Origin of the sequence: Umezawaea sp. (assembly GCF_036375055.1) — a bacterium.
GTDB lineage: Bacteria > Actinomycetota > Actinomycetes > Mycobacteriales > Pseudonocardiaceae > Umezawaea.
Map to the genome: position 1 here is coordinate 1 of NZ_DASUSQ010000159.1, position 15,363 is coordinate 15,363.

At 75.0% G+C, this 15,363-nt stretch carries 8 protein-coding genes; 3 read left to right on the top strand and 5 right to left on the bottom strand.

What is annotated here, in order from left to right; genetic code table 11:
- The 3 genes from VFZ92_RS38040 to VFZ92_RS38050 all read left to right on the top strand — a co-directional run.
- Positions 1-250 (top strand): BTAD domain-containing putative transcriptional regulator (locus VFZ92_RS38040; RefSeq protein WP_330882155.1); only part of this gene is annotated, 250 nt, incomplete at its 5' end.
- Positions 251-344: 94 nt separating this feature from the next.
- Positions 345-1,493 carry an acyl-CoA dehydrogenase family protein gene (locus VFZ92_RS38045; RefSeq protein WP_330882157.1) on the top strand — a complete coding sequence of 383 codons (1,149 nt, stop codon included), beginning with the start codon at positions 345-347 and terminating at the stop codon, positions 1,491-1,493.
- 33 nt (positions 1,494-1,526) lie between these two features.
- Positions 1,527-2,141, top strand: coding sequence for a hypothetical protein (locus VFZ92_RS38050; RefSeq protein WP_330882159.1), 615 nt, complete (start codon positions 1,527-1,529; stop codon positions 2,139-2,141).
- Positions 2,142-2,197: 56 nt separating this feature from the next.
- On the opposite strand, the gene ccrA is transcribed toward VFZ92_RS38050, so the two are convergent.
- The 5 genes from ccrA to VFZ92_RS38075 all read right to left on the bottom strand — a co-directional run.
- Positions 2,198-3,532, bottom strand: coding sequence for a crotonyl-CoA carboxylase/reductase (gene ccrA / locus VFZ92_RS38055; protein WP_330882161.1), 1,335 nt, complete (start codon positions 3,530-3,532; stop codon positions 2,198-2,200).
- Between the two features lie 31 nt (positions 3,533-3,563).
- Entirely contained in the window at positions 3,564-4,532 is a 969-nt protein-coding gene (locus VFZ92_RS38060; protein ID WP_330882163.1) for a class I SAM-dependent methyltransferase, read from the bottom strand.
- Between the two features lie 80 nt (positions 4,533-4,612).
- Positions 4,613-5,815: a cytochrome P450 gene (locus tag VFZ92_RS38065; protein ID WP_330882165.1), complete on the bottom strand. Its 1,203-nt coding sequence runs from the start codon at positions 5,813-5,815 to the stop codon at positions 4,613-4,615.
- Entirely contained in the window at positions 5,812-11,763 is a 5,952-nt protein-coding gene (locus VFZ92_RS38070; RefSeq protein WP_330882167.1) for a type I polyketide synthase, read from the bottom strand. Before VFZ92_RS38070 ends, VFZ92_RS38065 begins: the two co-directional genes overlap by 4 nt.
- An 11-nt stretch (positions 11,764-11,774) precedes the next feature.
- Positions 11,775-15,363: type I polyketide synthase (locus VFZ92_RS38075; RefSeq protein ID WP_330882168.1), on the bottom strand; the 3,589-nt coding region annotated here is incomplete at its 5' end.

Below are 15,363 nucleotides of genomic sequence, written 5' to 3' on the forward strand. Positions count from 1 at the left end.
CCTGCACGGCGCGGGCCGCCAATCCGACGCCCTCGCCGCCTTCCTGACCATCCGCAAGATGCTCGTCGAACAACTCGGCAGCGAACCCGGCGAAGAACTCCGCCACGTCCAGCAGCACATCCTGCGCACCGCCGACAACCCGGACCACGTCCGCGTCGCGGCACCGACCTCCGCACCGGTCCGCACCTCGATCCTGACCAACCACCTGGAGAACAGGTGGCGGCTGATCGGCTCGCCCAGCTTCGGCTGACGGAACGCCGCTATCGGGGAGCTAGGCGCGGTACGGACCCTGGTCACGGCGGCAGTTCGCCGCCCGACTCCCGAGACCGCGAAGAGGGCCTGGCATGAGCGTGACCGCTGCGGCGACCGACGAGCAGGGCACGGCGGGCGATCCGACCGCCGTGCCCGCCGCCCGACTGGCGGACCTGGTCGGCGACCGGGCGGACGGATGGGACCGGGCGGGTGTGCTGCCGGTCGACCTGCTGCGCGGGCTCGGCGCGGACGGCCTGCTGTGCGCGGAGGTCCCCGTCGAGCACGGCGGCCTCGGCTGGACGAGCCTGGCCAACGGCGGGTTCACCGCCCACACCGGCGGTCTGTGCAGTTCCCTGCGCAGCGTCCAGACGTCGCAGGGCATGGCGGCCTGGACCGTGCAGCGCCTCGGGGAACGCGCCCAGCGCGCGGAGTACCTGCGCAGGCTGACCGGCGGTGAGCTGGCCGCCGTCGGGTTCAGCGAGCCGCACGCGGGCAGCGACCTGGCCGCGATGTCCACGACGATCCGCCAGGACGGCGACTCGGTGGTCGTCGACGGGCACAAGGTGTGGGTCACGGCCGCCGCCTACGCGGACCTCGTCGTGGTGTTCGGCCGGTACTCGGAGGGCGGTGGCGCCGCGGTCGTGGTGCCGGTCGGCTCGCCGGGCGTCCGGGTCGAGCGGGTCGCCGACCCGCTGGGCTGCCGCGCGGCCGGGCACGCCGAGGTGTTCCTGGACTCGGTCCGGGTGCCCTCGTCGGCGGTGCTCGGCGCGGGCGCGGGGCTCGGGCTGCTGGTCGCGTCGGCGCTGGCCTACGGCCGCAAGTCGGTCGCCTGGGGCTGCGTCGGCATCCTGCGCGCGTGCCGCGACGCGGCCGTGCGGCACGCCGCCACCCGCGAGCAGTTCGGCAAACCGCTGGCCGAGCACCAGCTCGTGGCCCGGCACCTGGCGGAGCTGGTCACCGGCGCGCACGTGGCGACCCTGCTGTGCGAGCACGCGAGCCGCTGCTGGGACAGCGGGTCGCCGGAGTCGGTGATCTCCACGCTGCTGGCGAAGAACGAGAGCGCGCGGCTCGCGGCTCGCGGTGCCGCGGCGGCGGTCCAGGTGCTCGCGTCCGCGGGCGCGCGGGACGGGCACGTGGTGGCCCGCGCCTTCCGCGACGCGAAGCTGATGGAGATCATCGAGGGCAGCACCGAGATGTGCCAGGTGCTGCTGGCCGAGCACGCCGTGCGCGCGCTCGGCTGAGCGCCCCCGATCGCGGGGCAACCCTTTTCGATCTTGACGCGTGTTCCCGTGTGCGAGCACACCACGACCCTTGGGGGCACCATGCGCAAGACGACGTCGGCGGCCGTTCTGACCGCCGTGGCACTGATCGGCCTCACTCCCGCGGCGACCGCCCGGCCGAGCTACCCGTGGCCGCCCGCGGAGGTCACGCCGGTCCACAAGACGAAGGCGGAGCTCCAGGAGCAGGCCGACGGGTTCTCCGAGCACCAGCGGCAGACCTTCCCGTCGCTCTTCCCCGACGCGCGGACCGTGACGGCGGGCGCGTGGGGCGGCGAGGCGGAGGGCGTCTTCGACGACATGCAGTACATGGTCAACGCCGTCGCGATCACCTACCCGGACCGGAACGCCACCGTGTACACGCAGGTCCACGCTCCCGGCCACCACACCGACTCGCCGGAGCAGCTCTGCGAGCGGGAGAGGTGCACCGGCGCGGCGGGCGACCACCGCGGCGGCGTGGTCGTCTTCACCGAGCTGGACCGGTTCGGCATCAGGGTGGCGACGAACTTCCGCCCGAACGGCGAGGTGGTCTGGGCCCAGGGCACGACGGCCGACGCCCCGGCCCGGTTGGCGGCGGTGGCCGTCGACCGCGCCTACACGTTCACCGGCTAGCGGTTCCGGTGGTGTGACGTGAGGGGCGGCCCCGGCCAGGGGGCCGCCCCTCCGCGTCACGTCCGGATCCTGGTCTCCAGCACCGGCGGCCGGAGGGCGGCCAGCCGGTCCCGCTTGGCCTGGTCGCTCACGCCGAGACCGGCCTCGGGTGCGAGGCAGAGCACCCCGACCTTCCCGGTGTGGCTGTTGGTCTGCACGACCCTGGCCGCCTCGCCGACACCGTCCAGCGAGTGCACCTCCGACAGCACCGGCAGCACCTGCCCGAGGTCGAACAGCCGGTTGGACTCCCACTGCTCCTGGAGGTTCGCGCCGTGGCTGCCGATCAGCCGCTTGAGCTTCATCCACAGGTAGCGGTTGTCGTAGGTGTGCTGGTAGCCGGTGCTCGACCCGCAGGTGACCACCGAGCCGCCGCGGCGGGCGACGAACATCGAGATGCCGAACGTGGCCCGGCCGACGTGGTCGAACACGATGTGCGGGTCTTCCCCGGTCTCCTTGCGGATGATGGAGCCGATCCTCTTGCCCGCCTTCAGCACCGCGCTGGGGTCGCCGGGGTCGCCCATGCCGATCTCGGACCGGTCGATCACCACGTCGCAGCCCAGCTTGCGCACCAGGTCCGCCTTCTCCTCGGACCCGACGACGCCGACCGCGACACCACCGGCCTGCTTCACCATCTGCACGCCGAACGCGCCCAGTCCGCCCGCGGCGCCCCAGATGAGCACGACGTCGCCGAGCTTCATCCTGGCGCCGCGCTCGCTGATGAGCATCCGGTAGGCGGTGGCCGCGCACACCGGGGTGCTGGCGGCCTCCTCCCACGTGAGGTGCGCGGGCTTGGGGACGAGCTGGCTGGCCCGCACGACCGCGTAGTGCGCGAGACCGCCGTAGTTCGTCTCGTACCCCCACGCCCGCTGCGACGTGCCGATCATGCCGTCGTTCTGCACGGCCGGTTCCTGGTCGTCCACGTGCACCGGGGTGACGACCACGCGGTCGCCGACCTGCCAGCGCCGCACGCCGACACCGGCGCGCACGACCACGCCGGACGCGTCCGAGCCGAGGACGTGGAACGGCTGGTCGTGCCGCCGCGCCCAGCCGCCCTCGCGCCCGAAGTGCTTGAGGAACGCGAAGGTCGGCACCGGGTCGAACGTGGCCGACCACACCGTGTTGTAGTTGATCGAGCTGGCCATCAGCGCGACCAGCACCTCGTCCGGCGCGAGTTCCGGCATCGGCACCTCGCCGACCCTGATGGACTTGCGGACGTCCTTGTCCTCGACGCCCTGGAACATGTCGGTGTCCTCGGCGCGGGTGTGCGCCGCCCGGTACCGCTCGGGCACCGGGTGCCCGAGCAGTTCGTCCGCGCCTGCGCCGCGCACCGCGGCCGCTGCGAGAGCATCCATGGTCTGCCTCATCTCCTCGGTCGGGGGTCGGCTACTCCGAACGCCTGCGGGCCACGCTGTGGACGTAGGACTCCACGGGCAGCGTCCACGCCGAGGGCACCCGCCCCAGCTTCTGCATCGCCCGCACGACCGGGCTGGTCTCCATCCCGATGAACGGGCTGCCCATCGTCGTCGCCTGCATCTGGAAGGCGACGTGCCTCCTGAGCCTGGTGTTGCCCACCTCGGCGACCCGCCGGAAGTGGCTGCCCGGCGCCATCCGCTTGCGGATGCCCGCCCGCACCTGCTCGGAGATGTCCTCTTCGGACAGCCACTCGAAGCCCGGCACGTCCCGCTTGAGCAGCGTGGTGACGTCGTAGCGGTGCTCGGTGAAGCCGTCGAGGTAGGAGAAGTACCCGCCGGGCTTGAGGACCCTGGCCACCTCGGCGATGAACCGCTCCGGGTGCGGGTAGTTGTGCGAGCTCTCCACGCTGATCACGACGTCGACCTCGGCGTCGCCCAGCGGCAGCGCCTCCGCGTCGCCCTGGACGTAGCGCAGCTGGTCACCGCGGGACAGCAGGGCGTTGGACCGCCGCACGGCCAGCGGGGACAGCTCGACGCCGAGGAACCGGCCGCCGGGAGCCGCGCGGGACAGGAAGTTCAGCCCCTCCCCCGCGCCGCTGCCGATCTCCAGCACGGTCTTGCCCGCGTAGTCGTCCAGCGCGATCGGCAGCTCCCGCAGCGCGCGGAAGTAGAGCTGCTCGGACACGCCGTCGGTGCAGAAACCCAGGCTGCCGGGGAGGACCTCGTCGATCTCCTTCGCGAGGATCGGGTCGTCCATGCCCCAGTTCCAGATCTCGCCGCGCGCGGCCATCATCGCGGCCACGTTGTAGAGCCAGATGGAATGGCCCTTGAACTCGTCACTGGCCTCGGCGTCGAGCACCGCGGACTCGCCGGGGCCGTTGAACCGGCTGACGGTGTCCATGAACGCGTTGATCGCCGCCGGACCGCCGGTGGATTCCATGTGCTTCCCCTGTCGGTTCGCTGAGTGGATCGAGTCTCGCGGGGCGCCGTAGCGTCCCGATATCTGCGCGGTGGCCCCGGTCACCAGGTGACGGGCAGGGCGTTCAACCCGTACGCGGCGGCTTCGTCCTTGAAGGACAGTTCCTCGGCGGGCACCGCGAGGCGCAGGGTCGGCACGCGGCGGAAGAGGGTCTCCAGGACGATCTGGAGCTCGACGCGGGCCATGTGCTGGCCGATGCACATGTGCGCGCCGTACCCGAAGGCGAGGTGGCGGCCCTCGGTGCGCTCGACGTCGAGCCGGTCGGGGTCGGTGAACACCGCCGGGTCGCGGTTGACCGAGGGGCCCAGCGCCACCACGCCGTCACCGGCGCGCACGGTCACGCCCGCGATCGTGACGTCGTCGGTCGCGACGCGGTAGGACACGGGGTTGAGGATGCTGCAGTAGCGCAGCAGCTCCTCCACGGCGGCGGGCCAGCGCTCCGGCTCGCGCTGGAGCAGCGCGAGCTGGTCGGGGTGCTGGAGCAGCGCCGCGATGCTCAGGGAGATCTGGTTGGCCGTGCTCTCGAAGCCCGCGACCAGCAGGGTGAGGGCGAGTTCCACCAGCGCCTGGTGGTCGGTGCCGTCGCCGTCCTCGCGGGCCTTGCGGATGCGGCGGCCGATGAGGTCGTCGGACGGGTCGGCCTCCTTCGCCGTGACGAGCTGGTCGATGTAGCCGAGCAGCGCGCCGATGGCGGCCATCCGCTCCTGCGGCGGCGTGAACAGGTCGATCATGGTGGACGACCGCACGCGGAAGGTGTCGCGGTCGGCGTCGGGCACGCCGAGGAGGTCGCAGATCAGGGTGGTCGGCACCGGCAGCGCCAGCGCGGGCACCAGGTCGGCGGTGCCGTCGCCGTCGAGGATGGCGTCGATCAGCTCGTCGACGACCTTCTGCATGTCGGCCCGCATGGTGTCCACGCGGCGCTGGGTGAACTCGCCGTTGATGGCGCGGCGCGCGGCACCGTGCTCGGGCGCGTCCATCTCGCCGATCGACGCGCGGAACCCGACGTCCACGTTGTAGGGCACCAGGGACGGGTAGTTGGGCAGCTTGCGGTCCACGCTGAACGCGTCCGACACGAGCAGCTCGCGGGCGGCGGCGTGGGTCCACACCGCCCACGCCTCCTTCCCGGAGCCGAGGCGGACGCGGGTGACCGGTCCCTCCGCGCGGAGTTCGGCGTTGCCGTCGGGTTCGCCGAACGGGCATCCCCGTCGAACGGAGAGGTCGGGGACGGACGGGCTCTCGGTCATGCGGTGGCCTCTTCCTTGTCGACGGCGTCTTCCCGGCCGTCGTGTTCGCGGGTGGGGGTAACGGGGTCGAGGGTCCGGAGCCACTTCTCGACCACGGCGGTGCTGTGCTCCAGGTGCTGCTCGGCGATGCTGAAGTGGTTGCCGGGCACGTCCACGACGGTCTGCGCGCCGTCCCAGCTGGCCCGCCAGTCGTCCGACTCCGGGTCGTCGGTCATGCCCTCGAGCGGCTCGGACGCCCGCACCAGCAGCAGCGGAGCCGCGCAGGGGCCCGGCGTCCAGTCCTCGAACAGGCCGCCGTACCAGGCCATCGCGGTGAGCCTGCCGCTGTCCACGCGGACGTACTGGTCCTCCCGCGCGAACAGGCCGCCCATCAGGAACTCCTGCACCCGGTCCTGCATGATCGTCGGGTCGCCGATCAGGTAGGTGTCCAGCAGCGCCACACCCGTCGGGTGCACGCCGCGGGCCTCCAGCGCGGTGGCGGTGGCGTGCGCGAGGTAGCCGCCCGACGAGCTGCCCAGCAGCACGAACGGCCCCTCGACCTGCTCGGCGATCACGTCGGCGTAGGCGCCGACGAGCGTGTCGACGTCCGCGGCGAGCAGCTCGCCGGGACCGAAGCCGGGCACGTCGAACGCCAGGAACGGCCGCACGCCGCGGAACTGGCCCGCGAAGCGGGCGAACTGGTGGGCGCCCGCGATGGCCACGATGGAGGAGAAGCACACCAGGGTGGGCCGCTCCGGACCGTCGGCGAGGTGCACCGGCTCCGGCAGGGCGGGCCACTGGTCGGGCGAGGTGGCCATCGGCCGCAGGCGGGCGGCCTCGCGGACCAGCCGCTGACCGATCTTGCGCTGACCCAGGCTCAGCGCGTGCCGGAACAGCCCGTCGAGCGCGTCCATCGGGTCTCCGACGACGGGCGCGGGCGGCGGCGCGGGCCTGGTGGCCCTCGTGAGCGAGCGCACCAGCTCGTCCGGGGTGCCCGCGTCGAAGGCGACCGTCGCCTTCAGGCGCAGGCCGGTGACCTTGCTCAGGCCGTTGCGGAGTTCGACCGCGGTCAGCGAGTCGAGGCCGAGTTCGAGGAAGCCCCGGTCGCCGATGACGGCGTCCGGGCCGGGGTAGCCGAGGACCTCGGCGATCTGGCCGAACACGGCGTCCCGCAGGGCCGGGCCGTCCAGGTCGGTGACGCGGCGGCGCGGGGTCGCGGTGGAGCCGCCGCGGACGAGGGCGCGCAGCAGGGGCGGGACGTCGTCGGTGCGGCTCTTCGGCAGCTCCAGACGGGTGGGGACCAGCAGGGGCGCGCCGTCGGCGAGGGCGGCGTCGAACAGGGCCAGCGCCTCGGTCGGGGTGAGCGGTCGGCCGTAGCGGCGCAGCCGTTCCCGCTGGGCCGCGTCGAGGTCGCCGACCACGCCGTCCTCGACGTCCCACGTTCCCCAGGCCAGCGACTGGGCGGGCAGCCCGGTGGCGCGGCGGTGGTGCGCCAGGGCGTCCAGGAAGGTGTTGGCGGCGGCGTAGTCGCCCTGGCCGGGGCTGCCGAACACCCCGGCGGCCGACGAGAACAGCACGAACGCGGCCAGGTCGGTGTCGCGGGTCAGGTCGTGCAGGTGCAGCGCGGCGTCGACCTTGGGGCGCAGCACGAGGTCCGTGCGGCCTGCGTCGGCGTCGGTGACCAGGCCGTCGGCCAGCACACCGGCGGCGTGGACGACGGCGGTCAGCGGGTGCTCGGCGGGCACGGCGGCCAGCAGTGCGGCGAGGGCGTCGCGGTCGGTCACGTCGCACGCGGCGACGTCGACGTGCGCGCCGAGGCCGGTCAGCTCGGCGCGCAGGTCGCTCGCCCCGCCCCGACGGCTCACCAGCAGCAGCCGGGTGACGCCGTGGGCCGTGACGAGGTGCCGGGCCAGGTGGGCGCCGAGCGCTCCGGTGCCGCCGGTGATGAGCACGGTGCCGTTCGGGTCGAACCCGGCGGGATCGCCGTCCGCCGCGGCGCGGACGAGCCTGGGTGCGCGCGGTTCGCCCGCGCGGAGCGCGATCCGCGGTTCGCCGGTGGCCAGCGCCGCGGCGAGCGGGGCGTCGGCCGCGGTGTCCACGTCGATGAGGACGACCCTGTCCGGGTGCTCGGACTGGGCGGCGTGCACCAGGCCCCAGACCGCCGAGTCGGGCAGGTCGGGGACGTCCTCGCCGGGCTCGGTGGCGACGGCGCGGCTGGTGAGGACCACCAGGGTGGCCTGGTCGAGGCGTTCGTCGGCCAGCCAGGCGCGCAGCGCGTCCCGCACGAAGTGCACGGCGTGGTGGGTGTCGGTGGCGACGTCGCCCGCGGGGCGGTCGACCAGGGACAGCACGACGACGTCGGGTGCCTGGTCGGGGATCTCGCCGTGGGTGGCCCACGTCAGCGCCGGGTCGGGGGCGGCCAGCGGGACGGGCCGCCACTCCAGGCGGAACAGGGAGTCCGTCGTGGACGGCACGCCGACCTCGCGGACGACCAGGGAGTCGATGGTGAGGGCCGGGTCGCCGTCGGCGTCGACCGCCTCGACGGCCACCTCGCCGTGGGTCCCGGTGGGGCGGGTGCGCACCCGCAGGGTCGTCGCGCCCGGCGCATGCAGGGTGACGCCGCCGAAGGCGAACGGGAGCGCGCCCGCCGGGACGGTGCCGGGTGGGAGCAGCCCGACCGTCTGGAGGGCGGCGTCCAGCAGGGCCGGGTGCACGCCGAAACCGGCGGCGGGCAGGTCTTCGGGGAGCTCGACCTCGGCGAGGACGTCGTCGTCGAGCCGCCACGCGGACCGCAGGCCGCGGAACGCGGGTCCGTAGTGGACACCGGCCTCGGCGAAGTCCTCGTAGCGCCCGGTCAGGTCGAGCGGCTCGGCTCCGGTGGGCGGCCACTGGCCCGTGCGGTCCGGGGCGCGCCGGGTGGCGGACAGGGTGCCCACGGCGTGCCGCGTCCAGTCCGCCGTGACGTCCCGGCGGGAGTGGACCTCGACGTCGCGGACACCGTCGTCGGCGGGTGGGCCGACGCGCACCTGGACGGTCACGTCGCCCGCGGCGGGGAGCACCAGCGGGGTCTGCACGGTGAGGTCGTCCACGGTGCCGCCGCCCGCGTGCAGGGCCAGGTCGACGAACGCCGCGCCGGGCAGCACCACCGTGCCGCCGAGGGCGTGGTCGGCCAGCCAGGGGCTGGTGGCCAGGGACAGGACGCCGGTGAGCACGGTGCCCCCGTCCGCCACGTCGACCAGCGCGCCCAGCAGCGGGTGCGGGGAGGGTTCGAGGCCCGTGGAGGCGAGGTCGGCGGGGCCGGACCGGATCGGGCCGAGCCAGTACCGCTCCCGCTGGAAGGCGTAGGTGGGCAGGGGGATCCGCCGGGCGGTGGTGCCCGCGAACAGCGGCGTCCAGTCCACCGGCGCGCCCCGCACGTGGGCCTCGGCCAGCGAGCGGGTCATCCGGTCCGCGCCGCCGTCGTCGCGGCGCAGCGAGCCGACGACGACGACGTCCTCCCCGGCGTCCTCGGCGGTGTCGAGCACGGCGGGCACCAGCACCGGGTGCGGGCTGCACTCGACGAACGTCCGGTAGCCCGCGTCGAGCAGGTCGCGCACGGCACCGAGGAAGTCGACCGGTCGGCGGGCGTTGGCGAACCAGTAGTCCGGGGTCAGGCCCGCGTCGCGCACCCACTCCCCCGTGGCGGTGGAGCGCAGCGGGATGCGCGGGGTCCTCGGGCGGATGTCGGCGAGCACGGCGAGCAGCCGGTCGTGGATCCGGTCCACCTGCGGGGAGTGCGAGGCGTAGCCGATGGGGATGCGGCGGGTGCGGACGCCGTCGGCGGTCAGCGCCTCGGCGAGGTCCTCCAGGTCGCCGATCGGTCCGGAGACGGCGACGGAACCGGGGCCGTTGCGGGCCGCGACGGACAGGGTGGGCCGGTCCGCCAGGCGGCGGGCCACCTCGTCCGGTGCCGCGGACACCGAGAGCATGCCCTCCAGCCCGGCCAGCGCGGCCAGTTCGCGGCCCCGGCGGGCCACGACGAGCGCGGCGTCCTCCAGCGTCAGCGCGCCCGCGAAGCAGGCGGCGGCGATCTCGCCCTGCGAGTGCCCGACCACGGCGGCCGGTCGCAGCCCGTGGGAGCGCCACACCTCCGCCAGCGACACCATGACGGCGAACAGCAGGGGCTGGACGACGTCGTCGGAGTCGAGCGGGCGGCCGTCGCGCAGGGCGGCGGTCAGCGACCAGTCCAGGTGCGGCGCGAACGCCGTCTCGCACTCGGCCATGCGGGCGGCGAAGACCGGGGACGCCGCGAGCAGCTCCGCGCCCATGCCGACCCACTGCGAGCCCTGGCCGGGGAACACGAACACGGCCCGGCCCCCGCGCCGGACGCGGCCGGTGACCAGGCCCGCGGCGTGGCCGTCGGCGGCCAGCGCCGCCAGGGCGCCCGCGCGGTCCGGGCCGAGCACGGCGGCGCGGTGCTCGAAGTGCGTGCGGGACAGGGCGAGCGTGCACCCGACGTCCGCGACGTCCTCGGTGGTGTGCGGGGCGAGCCGGGCGGCCTGGTCGGCCAGGCCGCGCTCGGTGCGGGCGGACAGCAGCCACGGCACGGAGACCGGCGCGGTGCCGTCCGCGACCGGTGCGGCGACCGGGGGTTCCTCCAGCACCACGTGCGCGTTGGTGCCGCTCGCGCCGAACGACGACACCCCGCCGCGGCGGGGGCGGTCGCCGCGCGGCCACGGGCGGTTCTCGGTGAGCAGTGCGACGTTGCCCTCTCCCCAGTCGACCTGGCGGGTGGGCGCGTCCACGTGCAGCGTGGACGGCATGGTCTCGTGCCGCAGGGCCAGCAGGAGCTTCAGCACGCCCGCCGCGCCCGCCGCGGCCTGGGTGTGGCCGATGTTGGACTTGAGCGACCCGAACCACACCGGGTCGGCGCGGTCCTGGCCGTAGGCGGCGAGCACGGCCTGCGCCTCGATCGGGTCGCCCAGCACCGTGCCGGTGCCGTGCCCCTCCACCAGGTCCACGTCGGACGGTCGGAGCCGGGCGTCGGCCAGCGCGCTCGCGATGACGCGCTGCTGCGACGGGCCGTTGGGGGCGCTCAGGCCGTTGCTGGCGCCGTCGGAGTTGACCGCGGAGCCGCGCACCACGGCCAGCACCGGGTGGCCGTGGCGCAGGGCGTCGGCCAGGCGCTCGACCAGCAGCACCACCACGCCCTCGCTGAACCCGGTGCCGTCGGCGCCGTCGGCGAACGACTTGCAGCGGCCGTCGGGGGCGAGCGCGCCCGCGGCGGACGCGGCGCTCAGGTACTCCGACGGGTCGGGTAGCACGGTCGCGCCCGCGGCCAGCGCGAGGTCGCACTCCCCCGCGCGCAGCGCCGCGGTGGCCAGGTGCAGCGCCACCAGCGACGACGAGCAGGCGGTGTCGACGGTGACCGTCGGACCCTCCAGCCCGAACGCGTAGGCGAGCCTGCCGGAGGCCACGTTCACCTGGGTGCCCATGGTGACGAAGTTCGCCACGCCCTCGGGCAGGTGGTAGGCCGACGCGTGGGCGTAGTGGGTGCCCATGACGCCCGCGTAGACGCCGGTTCGGCTGCCCTTGAGGGCGGGCAGGGTGAACCCGGCCCGCTCGAACGCCTCCCACGACGTCTCCAGCAGCAGCCGCTGCTGCGGGTCCATCGCCAGGGCCTCGCGCGGCGAGATGCCGAAGAACCCTGCGTCGAAGTGCCCGGCGTCGCGCAGGAACCCGCCGTGCAGGCCGTCGCGCACCGGGCGCTCGCGGTCGGTCGGCAGCTCGCCCACGGCGTCCCGGCCCTCGGCCAGCAGCCGCCACAGCTCCTCGGGCGTGTCGATGCCGCCCGGCAGCCTGCACGCCGCGGCGACGATCGCCACCGGGGCGTGCGCGGCGTCCGCCAGCGCCCTGTTCTCGGCCCGCAGGTGTTCGTTGTCCTGCAACGACTTCCGCAGGGCTTCGACGATCTTGTCAGGCACAGCCATCGGTCGCTCCGTCATTCGTCGTCGGGGAGACCGGAGCCGCCCATGGCCATCCGGACCAGTTCGTCGGCATCCATCTCGCTGAGGTCCTTCGGTGCGCCGTTCGACACGGGATCGGCGAGGCGGAGGAGCCCGTCCAGCAGTCCGGCGGCGCGCAGGCGGTCCACCGGGATCGTGCGGAGCAGGTCCCGGACCTCGCCGTCGGCGACGACCGCCACCGGTTCCGCCGCCACGACCGCCGTCTCCGGGGCGAGCCGCACGGCGAGGTGGGCGGTCACCGCGGCGGGCGTCGGGTGGTCGAACACCAGGGTCGGCGGCAGCCGCAGACCGGTCGCCGCGCCGAGCCGGTTGCGCAGCTCCACGGCGGTGATCGAGTCGAACCCGGTCTCGCCGAACGCCCGGTCGGGGTCGACCGCGGCCGGTCCGGCGTGGCCGAGCACGGCCGCCACCTGGGTCCGCACCAGCTCGTCCAGCAGCAGTTCGGCGCCCTCGGCGTCGAGCGCGGCCAGCCGTCGCCGAAGGTCGGTGCCGCCGTCGGTCGGCAGCGCGCCCGCCGCCGTCCTGCGGGTGCGCCGTCCGGTCACGAGCCCGCGCAGCAGCGGGGGTTCGTCGCCGGGCCGGACACCGCTCAGGTCGATCCGCAGCGGCAGCAGGAGCGCCCGCTCGGGCCGCGCGAGCGCGGCGTCGAACAGGGCGAGCCCCTCGGCGTCGGAGAGTTCGCCGACGCCGTCCCGCAGGCCGCGGGCGACCTGGACCTCACCGAGGCCGCCGGTCATGGCGCCCCGGCGGGCCCACAGGCCCCACCCGAGCGACTGCGCGGGCAGTCCGCCCGCCCGGCGCCGCCTGGCCAGCGCGTCCAGGAACGCGTTGGCCGCGGTGTAGCCCGCCTGGCCCGGCGAGCCGGTGGTGCCCGACGCCGACGAGAACAGCGCGAACACCGGGAGCGGGAGGTGGGCGGTCAGCTCGTGCAGGTTCAGCGCCCCGTCCACCTTGGGGCGCAGCACGGCGTCGAGCTGGTCGGCGGTGAGGTCGGTGACCGGGGCGTCGTCGATCACCCCGGCGCAGTGCACCACCCCGGCCAGCGGGCGGTCGGCGGGAACGGCGGCGAGGACGGCGGCCAGCGCCCGCCGGTCGGCGACGTCGCACGCGGTGAACGTGACGTCGGCGCCGAGCGCGGTCAGGTCGTCGACCAGGCCGTCCGGCGCGCCACCTCGGCCGACGAGCACCAGGGAACGCACGCCGCACACCGCGACCAGGTGCGTGCAGACCGCGCCGCCGAGCACGCCGCCCGCGCCGGTGACCAGCACGGTCCCGTCCGGGATCCACGGGGGCTCGGTGATGCCCGCCGCTCCGGCGCGGGCCAGCCTCGGCACGCGGACCGCGCCGTCGCGGAGGGCGAACTGGGGTTCGCCGGTGGCCACGGCGGCGGCCAGCACCGCGTCGGACGCGGGGAGGCCGTCGGTGTCGGCGAGCACGAACCGGCCGGGGTGCTCGGCCTGCGCGGTGCGGACCAGCCCCCAGACGGCGGCGCCCGCCAGGTCGAGCACGTCCTCGTCGTCGAGGCCGACCGCGCGCCGGGTCACGACCACGAGGGGCTTGTCGTCGACCTCGTCCCGCTCCAGCCTGGCCCGGACCACCTCCAGCGCGTGCCGGACGGCGGCGCGCACGTCGGTGTCGGCGGGGTCGAACCGGACCACTGCGGGTTCGCCGTCCGCGGGGGCGGACGGCACCTGGGGCCAGTCGAGGACGAACAGGGCGTCCTGGGCGGACGCGGCCCTCGGGTCGGGCAGCGGTCGGGCGACCAGGGAGTCCACCGACGCGACCGGAGCGCCCGTCGGGTCGGCCAGCAGCACCTCGGTGCCACCGCCCGCCGTGGGCGTGAGCCGCACCCGGACGGTGGTCGCGGCGGCGGAGTGCAGCCGCAGACCGGTCCAGGAGAACGGCATCGACACCGCCGTGCCGCCGGTCCCGGCCGCGTCCAGCCAGGACGCGTGCAGCGCGGCGTCGAGCAGCGCGGGGTGGATGCCGAACGTCCCCGGCTCGCCGGGGAGGGTCACCTCGGCGAACACCTCGTCGCCCCGGCGCCACGCCGCGGTCAGCCCGCGGAACACGGGCCCGTAGGCGTACCCGGTGTCGGCGAAGTCGTCGTAGAGCCGACCGGTGTCCACCGGGGACGCACCGGTGGGCGGCCACTCGCCCGCCAGCGCGCGGTACCCGTCGGGCAGGGCGGGTTCCTCCGCCGACAGCACGCCCGTGGCGTGCGGCTGCCACGGGCCGTCGTGGCCGGTCCTGGAGTAGATCCGCGCCTGCCGGGTGCCGTCGAGGCCCGGTTCGTCCACCTGGACCTGGAGGGTGAGCCCGCCGGACTCCGGCACGACCACGGGCGCTTGCAGGGTCAGTTCCTCGACGTGCGGGCACCCGACCTGGTCGCCCGCGCGGATCGCGATCTCCGCCAGCGCCGCTCCCGGCACGACGACCGCGCCCAGCAGGGCGTGTTCGGCGAGCCACGGCTGAGCGGCCTGCGAGAGCCGGGCGGTGAACAGGTGGGAGTCGCCGCCCGCCAGGGCCACGCCCGCGCCGAGCACCGGGTGGGCCAGGTCGAGCAGCCCGGCACCGGACACGTCGCCGGTGCTCGCGGCTGGGCCGTCCGGCCAGTACCGCTCGTGCTGGAACGGGTAGGTGGGCAGGTCGGTCCGGGTGCCACCGGACAGGCTCGTCCAGTCCACGTCGACGCCGTTCACCCAGGCGGCGGCGAACGACGTGAGCACGCGCGCCGTGCCACCCTCGTCACGTCGGAGCGTGCCGGTCACCGCGACCTCGCGGCCCAGCCCGAACGCGGTCTCCTCGATGCCGGGCACCAGCACCGGGTGCGGGCTCGGCTCCACGAACACGCCGAACCCGTCGTCCACCAGGGCGTCCACGGCGTCGGCGAGCTGGACCCGCTCGCGCAGGTTGCGGAACCAGTAGTCGCCGTCGGCCACGGCGTCGCGCACCCACTCGCCGGTCACCGTCGAGCGCCAGGGGATCTCGGGCACGAGCGGGGCCACGTCGCGCAGCAGCTCGGCCAGGTCGGCGCGGATCTCCTCCACGACGGCGGAGTGCGAGGCGTAGTCCACGGCGATCCGCCGCACCCGCACGTCACCGCACCGGGCGAGGAACTCCTCCAGGGCGGCCGTCTCACCCGACACGACCACGGACGTCGGCCCGTTCACCGCCGCGATCGACACCCCGGCACCGAGCAGCGCCTCCACGTCGGAGACCGACGCCGACACCGACACCATCCCGCCACGACCGGCCAGCGTGCCGATCGCCCTGCTGCGCAGCGCGACGACACGGGCACCGTCCTCCAGCGACAACGCTCCGGCCACCACCGCGGCGGCGATCTCACCCTGCGAGTGCCCGACGACCGCCGACGGTTCGACGCCGACCGAACGCCAGACCCCGGCCAGCGACACCATCATCGCCCACAGCACCGGCTGCACCACGTCCACCCGCGCCAGCAGGGCTTCATCGGCCAACGCCTCGCGCAGCGACCAGTCCACGAACGGCGCCAACGCCCGCTCGCACTCCGCCATCCGCTCCGCGAACACCGCCGACGACTCC